This is a genomic window from Pseudolactococcus yaeyamensis (assembly GCF_054658615.1).
Genome location: NZ_BAAGGP010000044.1, coordinates 1 through 23,320, shown reverse-complemented (window position 1 = coordinate 23,320; position 23,320 = coordinate 1). Strand labels below are relative to the sequence as shown.

19 protein-coding genes are annotated in these 23,320 nt (G+C 33.9%); all 19 read left to right on the top strand.

What is annotated here, in order from left to right; genetic code table 11:
- Positions 1–36: 36 nt before the first annotated feature.
- Positions 37–300 (top strand): hypothetical protein, encoded by a 264-nt coding sequence (locus tag ACYQ21_RS09425; protein ID WP_460057914.1) that lies wholly within the window; start codon positions 37–39, stop codon positions 298–300.
- Complete coding sequence (locus ACYQ21_RS09420; protein ID WP_460057912.1) at positions 231–458, top strand: hypothetical protein; 228 nt, start codon at positions 231–233, stop codon at positions 456–458. Before ACYQ21_RS09425 ends, ACYQ21_RS09420 begins: the two co-directional genes overlap by 70 nt.
- Before the next feature lie 391 nt (positions 459–849).
- Positions 850–1,029: a hypothetical protein gene (locus ACYQ21_RS09415; protein ID WP_460057909.1), complete on the top strand. Its 180-nt coding sequence runs from the start codon at positions 850–852 to the stop codon at positions 1,027–1,029.
- A 597-nt stretch (positions 1,030–1,626) separates the two neighbouring features.
- Positions 1,627–3,807 carry a hypothetical protein gene (locus ACYQ21_RS09410; protein WP_460057906.1) on the top strand — a complete coding sequence of 727 codons (2,181 nt, stop codon included), beginning with the start codon at positions 1,627–1,629 and terminating at the stop codon, positions 3,805–3,807.
- Between the two features lie 77 nt (positions 3,808–3,884).
- The gene (locus ACYQ21_RS09405; protein WP_460057904.1) at positions 3,885–4,313 is read left to right on the top strand and encodes a hypothetical protein; all 429 of its coding nucleotides are present in this window, start codon (positions 3,885–3,887) and stop codon (positions 4,311–4,313) included.
- Positions 4,314–4,381: 68 nt separating this feature from the next.
- The gene (locus tag ACYQ21_RS09400; protein WP_460057902.1) at positions 4,382–4,813 is read left to right on the top strand and encodes a J domain-containing protein; all 432 of its coding nucleotides are present in this window, start codon (positions 4,382–4,384) and stop codon (positions 4,811–4,813) included.
- Complete coding sequence (locus tag ACYQ21_RS09395; RefSeq protein ID WP_460057900.1) at positions 4,806–5,885, top strand: PAAR-like protein; 1,080 nt, start codon at positions 4,806–4,808, stop codon at positions 5,883–5,885. The genes ACYQ21_RS09400 and ACYQ21_RS09395 overlap by 8 nt, the downstream gene beginning before the upstream one ends.
- Positions 5,879–6,565 carry a hypothetical protein gene (locus tag ACYQ21_RS09390; RefSeq protein WP_460057897.1) on the top strand — a complete coding sequence of 229 codons (687 nt, stop codon included), beginning with the start codon at positions 5,879–5,881 and terminating at the stop codon, positions 6,563–6,565. Before ACYQ21_RS09395 ends, ACYQ21_RS09390 begins: the two co-directional genes overlap by 7 nt.
- A gap of 5 nt (positions 6,566–6,570) precedes the next feature.
- On the top strand, positions 6,571–6,873 hold the full coding sequence (locus ACYQ21_RS09385; RefSeq protein ID WP_460057895.1) for a DUF4176 domain-containing protein: 303 nt from the start codon (positions 6,571–6,573) through the stop codon (positions 6,871–6,873).
- Positions 6,874–6,977: 104 nt separating this feature from the next.
- Positions 6,978–7,604 (top strand): hypothetical protein, encoded by a 627-nt coding sequence (locus ACYQ21_RS09380; protein ID WP_460057893.1) that lies wholly within the window; start codon positions 6,978–6,980, stop codon positions 7,602–7,604.
- Positions 7,594–8,127: an FHA domain-containing protein gene (locus ACYQ21_RS09375; protein WP_460057891.1), complete on the top strand. Its 534-nt coding sequence runs from the start codon at positions 7,594–7,596 to the stop codon at positions 8,125–8,127. The genes ACYQ21_RS09380 and ACYQ21_RS09375 overlap by 11 nt, the downstream gene beginning before the upstream one ends.
- 40 nt (positions 8,128–8,167) lie before the next feature.
- Positions 8,168–8,698, top strand: a complete 531-nt coding sequence (locus ACYQ21_RS09370; protein WP_460057889.1) for an FHA domain-containing protein — start codon at positions 8,168–8,170, stop codon at positions 8,696–8,698.
- Between the two features lie 4 nt (positions 8,699–8,702).
- Positions 8,703–9,521 carry a hypothetical protein gene (locus ACYQ21_RS09365; protein WP_460057886.1) on the top strand — a complete coding sequence of 273 codons (819 nt, stop codon included), beginning with the start codon at positions 8,703–8,705 and terminating at the stop codon, positions 9,519–9,521.
- Positions 9,522–9,561: 40 nt separating this feature from the next.
- A complete protein-coding gene (locus tag ACYQ21_RS09360; RefSeq protein WP_460057884.1) occupies positions 9,562–11,328 on the top strand; it encodes a PP2C family protein-serine/threonine phosphatase in 1,767 nt (588 codons plus the stop codon).
- Between the two features lie 79 nt (positions 11,329–11,407).
- Positions 11,408–12,673 carry a hypothetical protein gene (locus tag ACYQ21_RS09355; protein ID WP_460057882.1) on the top strand — a complete coding sequence of 422 codons (1,266 nt, stop codon included), beginning with the start codon at positions 11,408–11,410 and terminating at the stop codon, positions 12,671–12,673.
- Positions 12,670–13,359, top strand: a complete 690-nt coding sequence (locus tag ACYQ21_RS09350) for a hypothetical protein (RefSeq protein WP_460057880.1) — start codon at positions 12,670–12,672, stop codon at positions 13,357–13,359. The genes ACYQ21_RS09355 and ACYQ21_RS09350 overlap by 4 nt, the downstream gene beginning before the upstream one ends.
- Before the next feature lie 30 nt (positions 13,360–13,389).
- Positions 13,390–16,020 carry a hypothetical protein gene (locus tag ACYQ21_RS09345; RefSeq protein ID WP_460057878.1) on the top strand — a complete coding sequence of 877 codons (2,631 nt, stop codon included), beginning with the start codon at positions 13,390–13,392 and terminating at the stop codon, positions 16,018–16,020.
- Between the two features lie 152 nt (positions 16,021–16,172).
- Positions 16,173–21,917 (top strand): DUF6531 domain-containing protein, encoded by a 5,745-nt coding sequence (locus ACYQ21_RS09340; protein WP_460057876.1) that lies wholly within the window; start codon positions 16,173–16,175, stop codon positions 21,915–21,917.
- Positions 21,918–21,944: 27 nt separating this feature from the next.
- Positions 21,945–23,117, top strand: a complete 1,173-nt coding sequence (locus tag ACYQ21_RS09335; protein WP_460057874.1) for a PAAR-like protein — start codon at positions 21,945–21,947, stop codon at positions 23,115–23,117.
- Positions 23,118–23,320 lie beyond the last annotated feature (203 nt).

Below are 23,320 nucleotides of genomic sequence, written 5' to 3'. Positions count from 1 at the left end.
TGGTATTTAGACCAACTTTAAAGTCGAGGAGAAGTTATGCAAGAATTAGGCGTTTTTATCATGTACGGTATCCCATTTATCGTCCTTGCTTTACCCGTCATGAAAACGATTGGAGAAAATACTGGACGCTTGAAAGTTGGCTCGTTTTCTGTCTATGTGTTGATAAAGTTGGTGATTCCTTATGCCCTTTATTTCTTCATGATATTGTATTTATGGGAATATATCGGCTTATGCCAAAATTGTGGGATTTTTACAGTGACTTATCATCAAGAGAATGGGATAAAACACAGATCGTTGTAGAGTTATTGCTTGGGATTTTGAAAGCGGTTGGCTTATTTATAGTGATTACTGTGTTCTTCTATCTCTTTGCCTTTATGGCGTTTCTGGGGATGATTGTCTTGATTTTGATGGTCATCAGTTTTGTTTTGTATTTTGTTGGTTTTCTATCAATATTTTAGAAAAATAGTTTGATAGAAAGTAAAGTGGCTATGAAGAACTTCCGTGAGTGTAAACTTGTGGGAGTTTTTCTGATGTTTTGACTTTTTGATGATATATTATACGATTTATACTAAGGGTTGAATTCATCTTTCACAAATTCAACTAAACAAATTAACACCTTGATTTTGAGCAGATTTAAATTTGAAACGGAATCAAGAGTTATTGTCTCACATTAAAAAATATAACTGGTTAAGATAAAAGACAAATTTCCAATATTGTTTGGAGTTTGTCTTTTTTTAGTACAATTCATCTGACTAAGAATTTTGTATAAAGGTGTGATTAATTTTATGACTAAGAAGATTACCACAAATGATAAAGGAAAAGTAAAGATGAAAAAATAAATTATATAATATGTTGCAAGTTCTAAATCAAGTAATTGGGCATGAACTAGATGAGTATGTTAGTGCAGAAAATTTGTATGACAAAGCAGATGAGACACCGACATCTAGTATTTCATTTGTGAAAAGCGAAATTTCTCCTGAAATGATTGAAATCATTCAAAATGGTGCGGTACTGACTGAAGATGAATGAACTCCAGCAGAAGATTATATCAGTCGCTATACACAAGAATATAATGTGTTGATATTTCAGGAAGAATAAAGAATATGCTAACTATAATTGTCTAATGAAAAAACTATATCATAATTACTTTTCGAAAACGCTTTCGATAAAATCGTCTTTATATTCAAAAAAATCATGTTATTTAGGCAGTGGTTTTAAGATAACGGGATATAAATAACCAGATTGATTATTCTAAAAAAATTGAATAATAACTTGGAAAAAAGTTTGATATTATTAAAAATGATATTTTATTGCGCAAATCAAGCGTTTAATAGGATGGATAATTAAAATAAAATGAGTGGTTTTTATAAAAAAAAAAAAAAATAGCAATATTTCAGACAAAAAATATTATTTTTTTCCTTGACAGGCTTCTAATAAACTGTTACACTTAGTACCAATAAGAAGTGCTATTGGTCTATACTAATTGTATACATTTTTAAAGGGAAGTTTTATAAATACTTTCTGAAAATCACGTGTAAATAATAGTTAGTCTGATAAACTTACTGATTTATATTTATTTGCTCATGTCAGTAGAAGTTATCTAAGGTACTTGGTTTTAGAGAGGATATGCAAAAGTTGAAAATTATTGAGAAAACGAACAGAACGATTGATTTCCAAGAAATTAATCCAGAGAAACCAGATTTATTGACGCTAATTGGCGAAGTGAAAGGAGTGGATAGTCTTAGTGATGATAAAATCAACGAGATAAATCGGGAACTATTAGTACATAGTTTTGATGAGTTTATGACTAAGTTTTCACCCACTGTTTATTCATTTTTTAACAGTGCCAATGGTAAGGTTGTCTACTCGTTAAAAAGACCAGAAGGTATTGCTGCTGAAAATGTAACTGAAATTCCAATCAACGGCGATAATGATTTTGTCAAAATGATTGTGACCATGTTGGATGCTAAAAATTCAAATGGCTTAAAAAATAGTGATTTTAATTTTGAAAACGTTACCAATATGATTTCGCCACAAAAAGTCATGGATGACATCAAGCAAGTTCGGAAGGAAATCAATTACTTGTACGATCAGTATGAGGAACTTGAAGCAGAAGATCCTAAAAAATTGGAAATTGGCGACAAGCTAAACGAACGATTTGAAATGGCATCTTCTAACTATAACAACGTTATGGCGATGTTACCGTTAGCGATTGAAGATATTAAAACACGACTTTTGTTGGGGCAATCAGAAGATGGTAGTTCTGCAGAACAAGTGACTATCGGAAAATTAACAATGGGCGATAGTGGCGAACTTAAAATTATCGAATCACCAAAAGCTGAAACTAAAGAATTAGCACTCACTTCATCTGAAACAAGCAATGAATTGTCAACAATTTTTTCAGAAGATTATGAAGCCGTTTCATCTGATACAAATGACTATGTTAAGGACTTGGTTGTTAGAACTTTTTCACCATTACCAATGGTAGAACAAGTAGATATTAATTATGAAATTGAAGTTAATAACTATAATAGCTACTTGACTTTCTACAAAGATTCAAAATCAGATTTTATCAAGATTGTTAAACCTTTAATTGAAAAAATCATCGGTGTTAAATTGTATTTTGACCAATACAAAGCTAAAAATAAAGACATGCAGCCAACACTTCTAGTCACAAATAATAAGCTAGAAATGATTACAAAATCAAGTAATATTGTTCGCTTGGAAAAATATTTAAATACAACGAATAATAAAAATGATTTTGAAAATACAATTTGGATGGGAATTGTCGCCGACGTTGCTTTGCAAAATAAGAGCGATGTCAAATTAACAAGACAAAGATTCCAGGGTAATGCGAAAGTTGCTAAGAATAACGAAAATACAGTAGAGTCATTAGCGATTCTATTAAATGTCTTGAAAGATTACAACGTTCAACTTTACTTTAGCTTTGAAACGGGTGAAGAAACAACTTTTGATGATTTGGCAATCAACGGCGTTGGTAAATATGTTGACCATTGTAAATCGCTGATGAAACAAGATTATAGTCAGTTTGCTGTACCATGTTATCCTAACTTTACGATTATACCTAAAAACAAATCTGGTGTCTTGCTTGACAGTAAAATGGTTGCGGTTGATGGCAACAGTGCAGCATTATCTCAAGAAAAAGAAGATATGTTGAAATTGTGGTTAGAAGGCGTTTACGTAGGCGCAGCTTATGTTGCTGCTGGATTAGTTGCAGCATGTCAATGTTCTGGTTATCTTGGTACACATTTCGATCGTGTTCTTAAAAATACCCCGGGTGTTCGATTTGATATTGAGGCTAAAGATAATTCACTTCATGTCGCAACGACTTTGACAAAAGAAATTAGTGGCTTTACGAATAGTGTCAAAAATGAAATTAACCGTTTGAATTTTGGTTTCTGTTTTGCATCTGAAAATGCGACTTATAAAAATAAAGATATCACTAAAGTGACAGTCTACAAAGCAAGAAGTTTGGCAGAAGGTGAAAATGGTTTTGAAGAAACCTATAAAACTTGGTTAAGTAGCTACGTTGAACGAGTATTAAGATACCAAACCAATGATTTCAAAATGGATAATATCCAACTATTCTTTAGCATGAATCCAGAAAGTACTAAGAGTAAATGGCTGAAAGACAAAGGCTTTATTAACTCTATTATTCAAGATGGTGACGATATTACTTTCGATATTGATGAACAATCAAATCGTTGTCATGTCAATCTGATATTTAATGGTAATGTTAAAAATCTAGAGGTAGAAGTTAATCGTTCAGTAGCATCTGCCTCATAAAAGAAAGTGTTTATTACTTGTTAGATGTTTTATCTAACGGTACTAAAATATATTAAACTCTAAAGGAGAATAGAAAAATGGGTTTTAAACTTGTTGTTGAAGGCGGACCCGAAAAGATTGAATTTTCGGAAGAACAGTTGACAGGTGTTAAATTTGTAATGGATACACCTGAAGATTCAAATGCACGTAGCACAGATGTTGGCACAACTTTGATTGTCAAAGGTAAAATTTTGACAGCAACTGCTGGCGAAAAAACAAATGGGCCATTGCAACTTGCAAAATGGTCAGTTGTTCCTGTTGAACAAGCAGATACTTACCGTAGTGTTGCGGTTGGTGTTGTCAATGCTGGTCAAGTGGTTCGTGAATTCACTTTCCCCAATGCTTTTGTTGTAGATTACACAGAAAGCTTTGGAGATACAGAAGGTATCGGCGAATTTATCTTAAAAATTAAACAGAAAAAAGATAAAAACAAAGATGTAAAACTTGAAGGTGGCTACGGAATTTAAAAAGCAGATCATAGGTGTACACAGATATGTTCTGTGTACACCTTGATTTTTTATATAGAAAAATAAAAATGACGACTTATTACGAAACTTTAAATGTACTCCCAACTGCCAAACAAGAAACGATAAAACAGTCTTATCGGAAGTTATCCAAGAAATATCACCCAGACCTCAATCCTAATGATAAAGCATCAGAAGAAATGTTTATCAAGATTTCTAAAGCCTATGAGGTGCTTAGTGATGCAGAAAGTCGAAAAGCATACGACCAGAAATTAGCAAGTTCATCTAAAAAGACAGCTAGTTTTTCACAAGAAAAAAATACATCTAATCGCTCCTCAGCAAGTTCAATGGAAGATTTATTTCAACAAAGTTCAAAAGGGTTTGAATCATTTTTTGGCTTTAATGGCGCAGGCGAAAAAGTCCAGAAAGGGCAGAAAGAAGTACCAATTGATGCATCCAATCTTTTCGATGATTTTTTTAAGCGTGGAGGTAAAAATGGGTAGTAAATTAGGAAATACGGTAATATCAGGAGGGATTAGTGGAAAAATTAAGTCCTTATCAGCGACTTCTCACTTATCTCAAATATCTAATCCTTCAAATTTCGAGTTAGTAGTAGATGGTGCTACCGTTCAATGTCCATATGGTTCTAAAAAAGAAGTAAAGTTAGATCCAAAAGGGAGAGGTATTAGAAAGGTAAATGCTACTGGGAAATTATCTCTTTCGATAGAAGATACAAATTTAGAAGAAGGGAACTTTGAAATTTGTAATAAGTTGACTGAGAAAGAAAGAAAAAAAACAGGTTCAATAGTATCACAAGTAAAGTGTATTCCTGATTTTGAGGATACATGGACGAGAGGAGACCCTAAAACAACGGTTGATTCACAGATAGCACTCCATAAATTTTGTATGTTGAGATGTAAAAAATGTAACGTTGATATTACGATTTTGAAAACTACTCAAGGGGAGAGTGATAATTCATCAGATGAGATAGTCAGTATGATGAAGTGGGGGAAAAATGGGCTATCGTATGTTGGATACGGAGCAACTGGCAATTTAATCTGGAAAGAAGGGATAGCTAGTTGGAAAAAAATAGGTGATAATACTTGGTATAAGTCTGCTGTGAAGAGTACTAAATCAGGTCAAAAAACTTGGAAACAAGTTTACGGAGATGTTAATCGTTTTAAGTCTGTTCAAGGTGCAAAAAATGTAGATGAAGCATTGAATGGTACAGGTCAAATTGTTAAAGGTAGTGGAATAAAAGGTGCAGGGAAAAGTGTTGGCAAACTTGGAGGGACTACAGCAGTCCTTGATGGAGGACTGACTTATTTAGAGAGAAAAGATGAGTATGGAAATACAAGTGCTGCAATTGATGGAGTAGCTCACGCAGGGACAGCAGTTGGGTCGATATATGCTGGTGCTACTGTTGGCAACTTAATTCCTATTCCAGTAGTAGGTCCCGTTGCAGGAGCTGTTGTAGGATATGTAGCTGGTGGGCTAGGGAATTACGTTTATGATGGTTTTGCACATGGAAAATGGGGATTTGACGATTTTGTGGAGAATTTCAAATTATGGTGAAATTATTTTTCAGAGATATCATTTTTATAGGTGAAACTGCGAGTAACGCTATTTATTTTGATACTAAAAATAAGTTGATTTTAAAAGCTCCTAAGAATCCAATGCTTGATATGAAACAAACTAAAAGTAACAACATATATTCTATTCTGTTGATAACTATTATGCCAATCCTATTTGTTATTATAGGGAAATTTATTGCTTTTTGTACAACTGGAAGTGAGATGTATTATGATATGACTGTTTTATTTTGTTTGTTACTAGTTTGGTTTTCAGAAACTGTTATATTATCAATTGTTGTAGAGAAAGCATTGTATGGTCCGATAAAAAACATTCCTATTGAGCAACTTGAAAAAGCTACAAAAACAGAGTTTCGTCAAGCTCATCTGACTAACAATATTTGGAATATTTTTAGAGATAAGAAAGTAACGTTAGATAAAAAGATAAGAATGTTCCTATTTATTGCAGTCATGTTAGTTTTAGGATTAAGTACTATAACTATTACTCCATACATGATTGAAACACATGGTGGATTTTTAGGGCATAAAGTGGGAAGTGAGATAATAGGACTATCTTTACTTGGTTTCTTGCCATTTTCTGTAATTTTACTCTTATGGATTAACAATCCATTTCGTTGGCTAAATGTTGTTGAAAAATATCAAAAAAGAAAATTGGAGAAATAATAAAAATGAACGAAAATATTCTACCCCTTGGAACAGTAGTAACACTAAAAAATGGTGATGGTTCAAAATTGATGATAATTGCTAGGGCTAGTATTGTGATAGAAGAAGAAAAAGAAGCATATTATGATTACGCCTCTGTTTTGATACCACAAGGGATGATTACTCCTGAAACAGTTTATTTCTTCAATAGGGAAAATGTTGAAGAAGTAGTATTCAAAGGCTTTCAAGATTATGATGAGCAAGAATATGAAGCAGAATATGATGACATGATTGCCAACTCTAAAATTCCAAAAGGGAATATAGAATGAACTCATTATATTTAGTCAGACTAATATGAGGTTAATTCTCGTTCTTTGTTCCTCAAATATTATTGATAAAAAATATCAAAAAAGAAAATTGGAGATGAAGTTAAATGTCAGAACGTGATTTAGAAATTGCAGCGATAGAAAAAACTGTGATGCAAGAAATAGTAAAAAGACAATGGATCGTAGAGGCAAAGATTGATAAGATTGTCAAGGAATTACCACAAGGATTTGTTGATTTAGGTGGCGAAAGATTTATCTTTAAGAAAATTATTGCTGGGAATGTTGGGATATTGATTCCAGATGAATTTGATCTAATGGAGCAAGGGGTAAAGGATGAGAAATATCCTTATATCAATCAGGCAGATTATATTTTTAGCGACGTAACAACAACTCAAAATATTAGTCTAATGCCCCTAGAAGCAGCAGTTTCTGATGAAGAATTTCCGCAACTCGTAAGTGGCATATTTAGTGCCATAAGAAAAGTGAATCCTCATTTCAAGATTATCAGTGAGGAAATTTCCACTCCTGATAATTCTTTGCCATTGATTAGTTATTTTGATGTGCTCATACCAACATTAGATGAAGAAATCTATACTTTTATGGGTATCGCCTCTTTAGAATTTGAAGTTTTCTTACTCACAATTACCTGTCCTAAAGAAGAATACGAGCTTTGGCGACCGCTCTGTATTGGTATTTTGAAAACATTGACTTTGGAGAGAGAAGATGAAGCATAAGAAAAATATACAAGTGTTATTAGATGTTGCTATTTTGATTCTGTTAGTTACTGCAAGTGTTTTTTCGGTTATTGAAGCCTATCCTCTCGGGGTTTCTATCCTATTTATCAGTTTGAGTTTTATTCTTTTGATTTGGCTTTTGACAAGGCGTTTTAACCGGTATTATTCTAAAAGATTCATTCAGTCAAAACTCAAAAATATGTTATTGATAGGAGAAAATGGCGAGATAATAAAAACTTGGCACATTTCAGGAGAACGGGCATTAGTGATTGGTAAAAGCTATAAAAATAATTCTGTTGATATAGATTTATCAGATTCTGATTACGCAGTATTGATTGGAAAAGAACACGCTGTGATGAACTGTATTGAAGGTAAATGGTTTATCGAAGATTTAGGCACAAGAAATGGTACGGGCATCAAGTCAAAAGATGAGACGAAAATATATCGGTTGACAAATTTACCTTATGAATTAGCAGCGCAAGATTGTATTTATATTGCAAAAACAAAGTTATTGGTGCAGTAGTACCGAAATTAGATAAGACTAAGATAGGAGTAGTGAAATTATGGGTGGTTTAACGAGATGTGGTAATGGGCATTTATTTAGTTCGAGACGATATGGCAACATTTGCCCCTACTGTAATATGACGGTGAAAGAAGAAAAGGCTTTGAATAATCAAGCTGTTGGAACAGATGAAACATTTGACGAAAATAGTGAGTATATGGATGAATTACAAGTTATTGATCCAGTAGTCGGGTGGCTTGTTTGCATTGAAGGACCGCAGATGGGCAGAGATTATCGAATTATGGCAGAGAAAAATTTTATCGGTCGTTCAGATGATATGCAAATTCAGATTCTTGGTGATAACCGAATTGCGAGACGAAACCATGCCATTATTGCCTATGACCCTTTGAAAAGAATTACTTTAATTTTACCAGGAGATTCACAGGGATTAGTTTATTTGATGAACGATGCTGTTTATACACCGACAGAGTTGAATCCTTATGATGTGATTCAGCTAGGTAATAGTAAATTTCTATTTATACCGTTATGTGGCGAAAATTTTGAGTGGGAAAGTATGAAACAAGGTAAATGATACGATGAACTACAATGATCCTTTAATCTGGTTAAGTTTACTTATTGTTGTGCTGATGATTTTCAGAGTGTTTGGCTTTAAAGAAAAGGGAACGCTGTTTCCAATTGAGGGCTTTAGATTATCTGGTACAGAAAATGTAGTTGATAATCTACAAACGATTTTTTGGCAAAATAATGAGATGCTTGCGTGTTTGACTAGTGGCGTCGGTCAGAAAAGAGTAGGCGAACTATCTTGTAAATTAGCTGAGGAGACAGTTCGTGATAATTTTAGTGCTTTAAATGTACTAGAAAATCCACATGATTTTTTAAAGCGTTGTTGCTTAGAAAGTCATCGAAAAATCAGCGAAAACATTAATGTTCAAAGTGGTGGCTGTTCTATTGCTTTAATTTATATCAAAGACAGGCAACTATTTTGGGTAAGCTCAGGAAATATTTCTATTTATCTTTATGACGAAAAAATGACACGATTGAATAAACGAGATTTGTATAAATATAAGTTGAGAGATAAGATATTGGATGGTCAAATCTCAGAACGCCGTGTTTTAACGAATACTTTGAAGAATGAGTTGACCAGCTATTTAGGTTATGAAAACTTTCGTTATCTTGAGGGAAATAAACAATCAATCAAATTGAATCGCTATCAAAAGGTAGTCGTGTGTAATAAAGAAATTGATGATACAATCTCTGAACTTAGTATGGAAAAAGTGTTGGATAAATCAATTTCAACTGAAAATAAGCTTGAAAAATTTAAAACATTGTATCAAGAATTAAGACGACAAACAGACAATCAAGCCACGTTCATCTTGGCTGAAAAATTCAAATGATTGCGATGAGCGTTAGGAATAGTATGAGGAACGAAGGTAGATGAGAAAAGAAAATAGTAATTTTGAAACGAAATATCTTACTGAAGCAGGTGGGAAATTAGAAAACAAAGACTATTTTGCTTTCGTAGAAGAAGATGATTTTGCCTGTTGGGTCATGGCATCTAGTATTGATGAAAGTGAGACACAAAACAGTGCGGAGTTAGCTGTCAAAAGTGTGTTAGATTCTTTTATCCTTGCCCCAAGTATTACCACTCAAAGTTTAGCGAATCTAATTAAAGAAGCTAATGCAACCCTGAAATATGAGAGTAGTCGCAGTCGTTTACAAGCGAGCATTATGATTGTGGTAACGGATTATATCAATATCCGATATGCGAGTGTAGGAAATGTTCACTTACAATGTATTAATAATGATAAAAAACGGTTTTATAGTAGAGATCAAAGTTTTTATCAAGAAATGATTGATGAAGCTATGGTTCCTTCAGACCGTTCTTATGGTTTTGAAGAACGAAATAATCTGACTGAATATCTCGGGAAACGAGGCAAGTTAAAACCGTTTATTTCAGAGAAAAGAAAATTACGGGAACTTGATTCTCTGGTCATGACGACAGTTGGACTTTGGGAACATGTGACTGACATTGAAATAATTGATGCCATGCAAGAGGCAAAAAGTTCTCAGGAGGTCATTGATAATTTAGAGGAGTTACTTTTAAGTGGGCAGCCACAAGAGCTGAATAATTACACCATAGCAATCGTTATGGTGAATAAGTTGTTTGAGAAAAGTAAAAAGAACTATAAAATGCTGAAAAGAGCAGTGATTATCGCTGTTCCTATTTTGCTTTTATTAGGTATGTTACTTTTTATGTCTTATCGAAATTCAGTTAAAAGAGCTGAGAAGATAGATAAAATTGAAAATTTTGTCAAAAAAGCAGATCAGTTTGTCAAAGAGGGCAATTTTAAAAGAGCTTTGGAAAAATATGATAGCGCTTTGAAAGAAAAAGATGGTATCAAAAAATTTAATGCGCACGAAATTGAACTCAAACAAAAAATGGCTCAGTTATTGGTTGATGCTAATACAAGCGGTGAAAAAGATGAAAATGAGACAGCTAAAAATTTGTTTGTCAAGGCACGTGATTTGAAAATAGACCACGAAAAAGTCCTAGAGATTTATCCTAATTCGTATTTAACGGATAAGTTTAATTATTATGATACCAAAATGTATATTTCTGAGTTAGAAAAATTAGGCGATACTCAAACAGAGGCGGAGCAATATGCGGAAGCCCAAGCAAGTTATAAAAAAGCTAAACAAGAAGCTATCCTGCTCAATGACCAAAACAAAATCAAGGATTTGAATGTCAAAATTGATACAGCTAAAACTCAGCAAGATATAGCGGATAAAGACAAAATAAAAGCAGATGCGGATAGAGAAGCAAGCCAAGCAGAACAAGCTACTGGTGATACACCAGATGAAGATTTAGCAAGCCGTTATGACAAGATTGCCGACCAATATGATGAAGCAGGTTTTCATGATAAGGCAAGTCAAATGCGAGCTAAATCCGAAGAGCTTAAAGCAGCTACCCAAAAAGATTATAATGCGAAGCAAGAGAAAGTTGCAGAAAAACTAGAGACCGACGGTGATACGTCATTAGGTAAAAAAGAATATGATATGGCAGTCGGTTTATATCAAGGTGCTCAAAAAATTTATCAAAATATTGGTAATGATGCCCGTGTCCTACAAGTTCAACGTAAAATTGACACGATAACTAATTTGAGGTTATTTCAGGCAGCACAAGCTAGTCAAGGTCAGTAAGGTCAGTTTGTTAAAAGCTAGAAATTATGATTCTGCAACTATCTCATTATAAAATCACCCCTATTGAAAGAAGAAAACAATGAAAGAGATACTACAAAGTCGATTAAATCAATTACCTAGTTTAGAAGAAAGAGCTGTATTAAAAGAAATTTTAAACGGTGTTTTTAGTGGCTTAATTGACTATACAGACCAAGAGCTATCAGCGATAAAAGATAGGGTTTTTAATGATATTGAAGATGAAGCTAGTAAATTCGACGTTTTCTACCAAATAACTTCAAAAGATGAATTTAATCCAATTTCGAGTCTTTATTTTCCGATTGATGAAAATGATTTAAGTGAAGAAAATGATTTAGAAATCTTATCTTCTCGGATTAGGGAAGATGAGCAAGTAACTTTAACCAAGGTTTATCTGAATTGTGATTTTATCAAAATCAATCGTTTTTTGAAAACATCTCAGAATCGTCAGTTTCGTGGTAACTTGGTCACAACTCAGAGAGAGATTCCGATAAAAGTAGGCGTTCGTCCTTATACTGGCTATATCCAACAACTCGAGCAGCTCTATATTAATTTCATTAATAATGATATGCCTTGGCAAACGATACTGCATCCTTACTTGTACAAATTTATCGAGATTAATTTAGCGACTAAGGTTGATTTAGCAATAGATGAACAAGTTATCAAGGTTGAGTGGCATTTGGAAGAGATGGATGCCTATCAAAAAATGGATACAGTTCCTTTATGGAATATTAAACAATTTGAAGTGAAAAACGAGAGTTTTCCTGTTCCTGCTAAAGATCGTGTTAATTTTGAACATACGATAAACCTTGAAAAACATGGTCTCCAACATGGCTATTTACTTAATGTAGATAAGCAAAATGTTTTATATGTGAGAAAAGGTTTACAGGATTTGACGATTATCTCTAAAGATGAGCGTGTGCCTAAATGGAAAGTTTTCCAATTTATTCAACCTTCTCAAGAAGAAGCAATCACTTTATTAAACAGTAATCATCAAGAGTTGTTCTTCACAGATAGATTTGCGAAAAGAGAAAATCACACCGTTCGGTCAATGTGTGAAATTTCCCGCATTATTAATGGTTATGTTTTTATGAAAAATATAGCCTTGGAACACGTGGAAATTGTAGAAGAATATACGGATACAATTGAAACTTATGAAGTGAATCCATTCATTAAAGATAATATTCGTGCTGAAATGAATAGAACAGTAATGGTTTTGAGTTTTAAAGTTAGTCAGCAAAGCCAAACGATTCGAGATGAGATTAGCTTTTTAGTTTCAGAAGTTCAGCTACATTTTCCAGAATTTAGATGTGTAGGTAAAATCATATGATGTTTTTATGGGAGTTGTTGATACAAGCCAAGCAAGAAAAGGCAACAATACAGGAAATCAAATTTCAGTATCCTAAGCGCTATTCTCCATACTTGGAGTTGAATTTTGAAGACTTGAATACCTTATCTGTTCAAAAAGATGTGGAGATTAATCCTTATTATCGATTTTCTGAGATTTTTAATCGGATGTTCTCACCAGATGAAATCGATGATACAGAGTTAAAAAAGGTTCTGTTTGATTTATTTATCCACTATATCGGAACGATTGACACCAATCGTGGCATGACAAGGCGTGAATATCAAATTGGATTTGTCAAAGATGACATCGCAAAAGGTTTATTCGGTAAGGAGGTCAAATCAAACTTCCCTTTATTCTCGGAGGAAAATCAGTATTATTTGGCAAACAGTCTTTTGCGTTTGTATCAGACAAATGAAGGGGTTTTAATCTTTCGAGAGGCGATTAAAGCAATCTATCCTAAGGCGATTATTTTTGTCAATGTTAGTGGAAAAGATGAGATGACAGTCTTTCTTCAAATAAAAGAGACAACATCAGAACAGAAAAAAATAGAGGTTCTTAAACAACTCTTTTTACCTTTTAAATTTAAAATGCGTGTGTTTTATGAGTATATGTTTGGCATCATTGGCGAAGAAACCTTGATGAAGATAGAACAGATGATAATTGATTAATTATAACGATAATGTGTAGGACGGATAAAGATGGTACTTTATAAATCAAAATTAGAACAAGTGTATCAACAAAAAAATGAAAATCGGTATTCACGAGCTGAGTTGGAAAAGCTGACGACTTTACAACTGAGAGATATTTGTTATCGAGAAAAAATAGTTAAAGGCATCGCTAATCGCCTAGATCGTGATATGTTTATCGAAACGATTTTGCATTTTCGAGGTGTCAACGACGATTACTTGATTAGAGAGTATCGATCAGAAGGCTTTAAAACGTTAAGTAAAGTGATTCAAAAAAATTTGGGAACTCAACTCCCACAGTCAGAAACGATTTATAACCCTGCAAAAATCACGATTTTTAACGGGCTTGCGATTGAGGAACGTGATGCCTACCAAGTATCCGCAGAAAAAGGCTTACTTCAACTATCAAATGCTTTATTGGTTGATGAAGCGGGAGAGCTATGTGGTATTTTCAATCTTATACCGACGAACAAAGAAAATACCAACTTTGTTTTATGTTTGAATAAGGAAATGCCAATTCACCCCTCTCATAATAAAGTTTTCCATATTTACTATTTTAAAACGCTAGAATCAGAATACCTCTTTGACTTATATTCAGGTAATCAGCGCTTATTAGATATACCACTAGATTATTATGATACACGCTTAATCAATCTGGAGATTAAAGATGTTCCAGTGACAAGACAAATCTTAGCGATTGACTTTGGTACAAGTAATTCAACTGCTGGACTTCATATTAACCCTGATTATTTGGAACTACAAAATAATCATGATGTCTTAAATGGCAATATCCAGCAGGGTGAGATAAACTTTGTGACCTTCAAAGATGTAACGACATCTGGTAATGTTTGGACGAGTTTGTTGCCAACGATTGCCAGTATTGACGATTGTCAAGATGCACAAAATATTCAGTTTAATTTTGGATATGAGGTCTTGAAACACCAGTCTTTATCACATGGTAGTGAGTTGAGTAGCACATTCCATGAAATCAAGCGTTGGGTTAATAACTATGAACAAAAAGAAAATGTTAGTGACTATCAAGGCAATACTGCTACGATTTCAAGGGGCGAGATTATTCAAGCCTACATTAACTTTATCATCAGTCATGCAGAACAACAGTTCAAATGTCGCTTTGTAAAATTACATATTTCAAGTCCGGTCAAATTGAAGCATCAATTTTTATCCATGTTTCAAGCTTTACTACCACAGTATGAAATTGAATCTAAGCACGCTTTAGATGAAGGGATGTCTGTTCTCTATAACACGATTGCTAATCACATTGATAGACAAGACTTTTTAGATGGTGAAACTTATCAAGCCTTAGTCGTAGATTGCGGTGGTGGCACGACAGATTTATCATCTTGTACTTTTCGGATAGAAGATGGCAAAGTATCTTATCATGTCAAAATCGACACGACTTATGAAAATGGCGATATTAATTTTGGTGGTAATAACTTAACTTATCGGATACTGCAGTATTTGAAAATACGTTTTGTTCAGTTTTATCAAAATAATTCGTCAATATTGCATCTGGAAGATATTTTCCCAACATCTATCAATGATGTCTACCGTTATATTGATGAACATGGTAAACAGACATTTTACGAGAACTTGGATAACTTATATCAGGAAGCTGAGGAATATCTGCCAACACAGTTCAGTCACTATAGCAATAAAAGTCAAGAACTATACAAACGTGTCCAAAGTAATTACTATGTCCTTTGGCAAATTGCAGAGAGCGTTAAAAAGAAATTTTATGAACACGCAGACACTTGGCAAGTGAGTATTGCACCGACAAAACTTGCCACGATTGAGACGATTTTAACTGAAACAAAAGGTTTCAAACTATCTGTCAAAAAAGGAATCGGACTAGATTATGTCTATAAATTGCCTGAGATTATCTTAAACAAAAATGAGATTGATGGCTTGATAAAAGGCGACATTTATACCATTATCAAAAACTTTTTTGAAGAATTATATCTGAATGACACACTTCAAGACTATGCCATTATTAAAATGACCGGTCAGTCTTGTAAAATTCCACTCTTTCGTGATGCTATGAAAGAATTTATTGCAGGGAAAAATATCGAATTTAGACATAAAGATAACTATTTACTTGATTTGAAATTATCTTGTTTAAGTGGCGTTGTTCGTTATTTGGAAAGTCGGAAAACTGGTCGGATTAGAGCTGAGATTGTTAATTCAACACCTAATACGCCTTATACCGTCTATGCACATGATCACCGTGGGCATCAAAAACAACTATTAATGAGTGCTGAGAAATTAACTCAAACAAGTGGTTTTATCTCTAAAGATGATGATGTCAGAGAGATGACCTTCTATCTTGAAGATAAAGAACATCATCAACATACTTGCTATCTTTATATCAATCAACCTGAGCAGTATCGCTCCGTCACGTATGAGGCGATTAATACAACCTATACCAAATTCATCAGACAAGATGATGTCGATACGATTGAAAATCATGAAGTGAAATTCTTCGTTTATGCCAGTGAAGATAAGTGGGGCTTTCATGTTCTACCTATTTCACGGCAAGAAGGCAATTTGACTATGGGTGAAGAAAAATTCTTCCCGTTTGAGACGGAGCAATGGACTGTTGATTTCTTTGATGGGAATAAGTGAACCAGATTAACTTATGTATTAAATAGGATTATGTACCGCCAAAATTAAAGGATAGGTGTGAAGTGTTGTTAATGATAACTGTACTATAGGGGGACGAGTTGAGATAGTTTGAAGTCTAACAATTTTAATTGAAAATATATAGGAGTAGCAAAATGACCGAAGCCTTAACATTTGAAAATCTGGCAATTAAATTGTCAATCCCTTATCTGTATATTGAATCTTTAAAGTTTGATCACGAGGTCAACCAACATGGCACGATGATATTTGGTGTTATTTTGGAGGAGAAAACTGCTCGTGAAGCTCTCAATCGTTCGTTTTCAGAGGAAAGTGCAGAACTCTTTCATAAACAAACTAACCAACGACTTTTCAGTGGGACGTTAGCTAATGTGACAATCAAGGTTAGAGATAATGTCTGGCATTTGCAAGCACAGGTTCTTTCAGCAACCACCAAACTAGACTCGAAAAAGAAAAAACGCTCATTTCAGGATGTCACAACGACATACGGGGCGATTATTTCTGATGTTGTGTCGCAATATCCAGATAGTCATTTTATTGCAGTAGATAGTTTATCTCACAAAACCAAAACACTTACTTTACAATATGATGAGACTGATTGGCAATTGATGCAACGATTAGCGAGTAAAAATCAAACATATCTTGTAGCAGACATATTGGATAGTCGTCCACGTTGGTGGTTTGGCTTGAAAAATGGAAAGTTGATTGAGCAAGTCCCAAATAAACTTCAAGTTATCAAACGGTATGATGCTTATCAAGAAAGTGCTAAAAATTATCAAGGTCAATCATATTTAGATTCTTACACAATCGTTGCATTTGAAAGTTATACAGCTTACGAATTGGGGGATTATTTAGTAGAAAATGGTAAACGCTATGATATTTTCAAATTCACGGCTGAAATAAGAGATGGTCTACTAGTTTATACTTATCAGGCAGTCCCTAAAGAAGGTTTGAAACACAGGTTATCAACCAAACAAGATTTAGTTGGTTTGACCTTATCAGGTGCTGTCATTGATATTAAAGGCAAGTATGTCAAAGTCCATTTGGATATTGATAGCAAACAATCAAAAGAACAGGCGTGTTGGTTGCCTTATACAACAGGGGTCAGTAACAACGCTCACTTTATGCCAGAAATCGGATCAGAAGTGATGGTTAATTTCCCGAAAAGTACTGAGAAAGACTACTTTGTGACTTTTGCGACTCGCAGTAAAGTTGAGAGCTATAAAGATGGCATTAGTAATCCGCAAACAAAGATATTGAGTAATTTACAAGGGAAAAAGATTTCCTTGGAAGAAGATGAGTTATCTATTGTTTCGAAAGAGGGGTTACATCTTGCTTTGACAGATAATCAAAATATCGAGTTTGCAAGTCCGACTGAAATCAAGTTACAGGCAGCAGGTAAATTGAGTTTTTCAAGTAGTGGTAAGATTTCTGTTACAGGCGATCAAGGGATTACATTGCAAGGTAGAGATACAAGTTCAATTTCAATTGCCAATAATGTTCAGTTGTTCAGTCCTGATTTGCAATATACAGGTGGTTCAGGTGTCAAGGCAGAACATAAAGCTTTTGAAGGTCGCAAGAATGTGACTAAAAAGAGGAAATCAACTTTAGAATTACAACCAATTCAAAGTTTGGATGCTTTAAAAACCACTTCACAAGCTCTTTCAATGATTTCAATCTTAACACACTCGAATAAAGTAGAAGGTTCTCTAAAGTTACGTGCTGCTAGTAAATTTATCAATTCATTAGCTTTAAACTGTCGTGAGAAAAGTATATCAAAGAATGATAAAAGTAATGGAACAAAATCAAAAGAAAGTACAACTGCTAAATATCGTGCCAAACTAAAAACTAACCAGACTAAACTTCAATTTTCAGGTCTTTTAAAGTCATCATCTTTAAAAGTGCAAAGTATTAAACCGAATGGTAATAGAGCCTTAACTAGAATTTCACCAACAATACTTCAAAAACTAGATGTGTCTAAGCCTAAAATAGGACAAACTATTTCTGCAATCGCTAAAATAGTTAGAAATCCAGCATTTCCTCAAATTAAAACGCCTAAAAAGATATGGACACCTCAGAGTTTATTATCAAGAGAGGAATTTTCTAAATCATCAGCTATTGCCACAGAAACAACTAGTACTTTGTCATCAAACACTGCCCAATCTAAATTGTCCGCACCTGCCACAAAATTGAAGCATAAACAGTCAATTAATGGTAATGGTGGTTCTGGAGGTGGTGGATTTGGTGTGATTAATAAAGGAGCTGCATCAGCGATAAGTCCTACTAAGTTTATGGCAGCAAGAACAAATAGAGATATTAAAGCAGCTAATCAAGCAGTCACAAATCAACTTAAATTTTCAATTAATCAATTACAGTTAAAATTAAGCCAACATAACTCAGCTGTTCTGAGTAATTACAAATTTTTAACTAATTTTGGTTCTTTACAGACCAAATCTAATAAACAAAGCAAGCTGCCAGCAAGAATTGGAAATTTAGATTTTATCTCTAGTCATAAAATTTCTAAAGAATTGATAAGTAAAGTATCAACGGTTAATTTAAAGAAAGAACTTCGCCATTTCGGTTTTGACCCAGTAGATCTTATCAGTGGTGCTTATAGTTTTTATCATTCAGATTTCAAAACTCAAGCTCAACAAGGGATTGACTGGTATTGGGAGTGGGATAGTGCAAGTTATCTCGTCGGGTCATTAGGTAATCGTATCACTTTTGCCTATGACAGCTCACTTGAATACCTTCCGGATGAAAGTGTGATGGTCTATGCGGATACGATGGGGAGAAGATACGTCTTACCGCTAGTTTTTGACGGTGATAGTTATCGTGATACGAAAAATCAGATTATCATTGAGAACAAGCAAGAAGTCTATTCAGTCAAGAAAATTGTCGATAAGGTAACCTATTACTTTTCACAATCAAGCAGCCTCCCTACGCTTTATTTATTGACAGAAATTCGAGATGATAATGACTTTACGACACAACTGACTTATGATGCCAGAGATTACTTGATGTGTATCACAGATTCAAATCAAGCTAGTTTTACGGTCAAATATAATGAACTTGGCTTGATTTCACAGGTCACACACAATCAAAAAATACTCGTTCAATACCACTATACAGCTGACGGCAATCTTGCAAGTGTGACAGATGAATTAGCAGAAAAAATTGAGTTCACTTATGACAACTACCTCATGACAAAACGCCGTGATAAAAATGGTATCTGTTTCCATTGGCGCTATGATGAGGATGAGCGAGTTGTGCATACTTGGGGAGACGGTCATGTCATAGAGGGATGGATTGCCTATTATCCTGATAAAGGCTATAACATCGTAACTAATTCTAAAGGGAGCGACACACGCTATTACTATGATGAGACTGGTTTAGTCAGTCAGATAGCTTATGGTGATGGACGGAAAAAACGCTTTGCTTATAATGAAAATTATAACTTGATCCAACGAATAGAACCTGATAATCAGCGTATTACTTATGTTTATGATGAACTTGGTCAGTTAATCGAACTTAACTTTTCAGATGGCACATCAGAAAAATACCGCTATGATGAAAATGGTGTGATGACACATTTAGTTGATCGTTTGGGCAAAGAAACAATTTATAGTTTTGATGATTCAGGACAACTCATTAGCAGTACTTACGATAAAAAAAGTGTTTTTGAAGGTCAGTATAATGCTCAAAAATTATTGACTCATGTGACAATTGATACTGAGTCTAACGAGATGAGCTATGATGCGTTTGGCAGAAAAATACGACAAGTCTCTCAAAATGGTGAAGTTCTTGAATGGCAGTATGATTCGCTTGGAAATTGCATTCAACAAATAGAACAAAAAGGTACTCATACAGAAATTTACACTTATCATTATGATATCAAAAACAGGTTAATTGAAACACGATTAAATGCTAGATTTCATGAATCATATCGCTACGATGTTCATGATAATGTGCTAAGTTATGAAAAAGATAATCAAATATTAACTCTGACTTACGATAAGTTAGACAAAGTTACCTCTATACTGGTGGCAGATGATAAATTTGAATTTTCATATAACCTAGATGGACAGCTGATACTGGCACTTAAAAATCGCAAGCAAATTTATAAAGCAGAGCGAAATGAACATGGGCAGATTATCGCAGAGACAGTGAATCAAGACTTTCGTAAGCTATTTGAATATGATGATTGCGGGCGTGTTGAAAAAGTAATTGATGTTGATAATAGTTGGTTTCAAGTTGTTTATGATGAGAATAGTAATGTTTTTGAAGTTAGAAATAGCGATGGAACTTGGGAACTTTATGATTATGATAGTTTTGGCAACGTTATAATGGCTAGAAATTTTGCAAGTAAAATTGTGCTAAATTATGACGAATCGTTAAATTTAATTGAAGAACAAGTTTATTTATCTAAAAATAAAAAACCGTCAACTTTAATTAGTTATGAGTACACAAAAGAAAATAAATTATCATCTATTAAGATTGATGATGTACTTGATGATATAAGAATATTTGAAGGAGAACAAAAACAACGACAAGTTAGTCTAATCAATGGAGAAGAATTGATATTTTCAGAAATCCAATATGAAAATGAAACATATGAAAAAGTTGTTGAGCGACAAATTGATGAATTAACGATGATTAGTCGTTATGGTACAACTGATAAGCTCTTTAAAAAACAAGTATCAACGCCTTATTTTAAACAAGATCTGGTTTATGGTTACTCAAATGTAGGTGGAAAAAATCGTTTAACAGAGAAACAAGACATTAGAAATCGAAAAATTAAAAGTTATGATTACGACGGTTATGGTAACCTTGTTCAAGAACGAGAAAATAATAAAATCTTATACAGCAGAACGATGAATGAAGAGCAGACTAACTTTAAAAGTCATCCTAATCAGCAAGAAAATTCTTATGGTGCAGTGATTAAAAGTGATGACGTTTCTTACGATTACGATCAACAAGGTCGAGTTATAAGAAGGCAACAAGGAACTGAACAGAGTCTTTTGAAATACTATAATTCAGGATTACTAGAAAGTATTGAAACTGAGAGTGAGAAGCTTTTATTTCACTATGATTGCTTTGGTCGTTTACTTGATTATGGTACAGAAAATAGTGCAGTTAGGTATGTTTGGGCTGGTAATGATATTTCATTAGAAATAAATACGAGTAGTCACCAAGCACCAGAGCTAATTCAATGGGTGACTGATTTTAATAGTCATCAACTATTAGCAAGAGTAACGGTAGAAAAAGCAGAATATTTTTCACAGGGACTAGGAGGTACAATTGAAAATGTTATAGATGATTCTGGGAGAAATGAAGATGTTCAATCAAGTTCAATATTTGCGAATATTAAAACTAAAGTATCATCAGGGATAATTTCACGACAAGGGTTAAAGAAAATCCAAAATTCAGACTTGTATTATAATCGATTTCGGTTTATTGACGAAAATAGTCAAAGTTTTATCCAGAGAAGTCCACTCGCAAATTTTATATTGATAGGGAAAGAGTATCTATATTTGGACAATGCGATGGAAAAATTGAGTTACGATGGCGTGAGTGAAGAAAGTTATTATGATTTCTCTTTTATTGGTAAATATGGTTTAGGTGCAACAACGATAATCAAAAAGGTCTTGATAAAGGATGAAAATTATTTGATGAAACCTATTAGAGCTCATAGCAAGGTTGTTTTACGCCCTCAAATAAACAACAAAAATGAGCTACTTAAAGGTTTGGAAGATTTTGGTATTCAAAGACTTGGGGATATTTTAGAAAATAATCTAGCGCAACGAGTAGAAATTTTTTTATCAAAAAATAAATTTGTTCGACCAGTTAGTTTGCCGACTGATTCACTAGCCATGTGGTAAAATAGAGAGGATAACAAGTATTGATAAATGGATAATAAGGGTTCTAAAAGAAGTTATGCCACTAATTCGAGCGGATATGGTGCAGCAGCGCCACCTCAAACAGGCGCTAAAGAATATTCTGGTACAATTCCAAGTAGTTACGGTGCAAATCCCAAAACTGTAATTGAAGTTGTAACAGAAGGTGCAATAATAGACTGTAAATTTGGTACAGAGTTTGCGACATTGAAAAGTTCAGGTAATAAAAATTTCAAGTCAGCAGGGAGAGTTCAACTCACGATTTCAGATACCAAGTTAAAAGAAAAAGATTTTAAAATCTGTAAGAAATTATCAGATAAGGCTGAAAAAAAGTGGAAGGATAAAGGTAAAAAAGGAAAGCCCCCTAATCCTGTCAAATGCAAACCAGACTTAGAAGACAAATGGACTGGATTTGATAAAGCTACTAAAGTTGACTCTGAACCCGGTTTAACGATTATGTGTCATCTGAAATGTCAAGAAGCAGGTGATAAAAATGCAATATCTATAATCGCAAGTGGTCAAGATGCTGCTCTAATAAAAGGTGGTAAAGAAGTTTGGGAGTTTCTTTTAGGCGATGACATTTATAAAGCATGGACGGGAAGAGACCCAGATAGTTATCGGAAGTTAGCATGGTGGGATCGCGCCTTATCTATTGCGAGTTTAATTCCATGGGGGAAAGCTGTTAAAGGTGGGAAATTAGCTCTTAAATATGGCGATGATTTAGTAAGAGGCGGAAGTAAAGTTGCCCTTAAGTATGGAGATGATGTTCTTAAATATGGCGACGATGCGGCTAGAGCTGGAAGTAAAGCGAAGAAAGCTATTTCAAAAACTGATGATGTATCTCAAATTAGAAAAAATGCGAAACAAGGTCAGCTATTTGAACAACAAGAGTTTCCTAAATTCGCAGAAAAGACTGATAATGCAGTTGAGCAAATAACAATAAAAACAAACAAAGAAAATGTAAAAATAAGAGTAGATGCTATAGGGGTAGATAAAAATACGGGGAAAGTAGTGATAAACGAATTTAAATCTTCTAACACAGCTCCTTTGACTCCTAATCAAAAAATAGGTTTTCCGGATTTAGAATTAAATGGTGGACAAGTTGTTGGAAAAGGGAAAGGAGCTTTTACAGGTGGAGTTGAAATACCTCCTGTAACTGTAGAAATTATAAGACCACCAAAATAAGTCTAGTGGTAATAAGTCAAGTAAGACTTGTCAATTTATTTTAGAAGATTTGAGAAATTAAGGTGCCCTAAATAATCCTACGAAAAATTCATTTTTTCGCAAGTGCTATCAAGGACTTGTGCTCAATAAAATTTTATTGATCCATATGCCTCCTTGGTGGCGTATAGAGTTGGTGGTTACGTAGTAGCGTCTCCACCAAACGC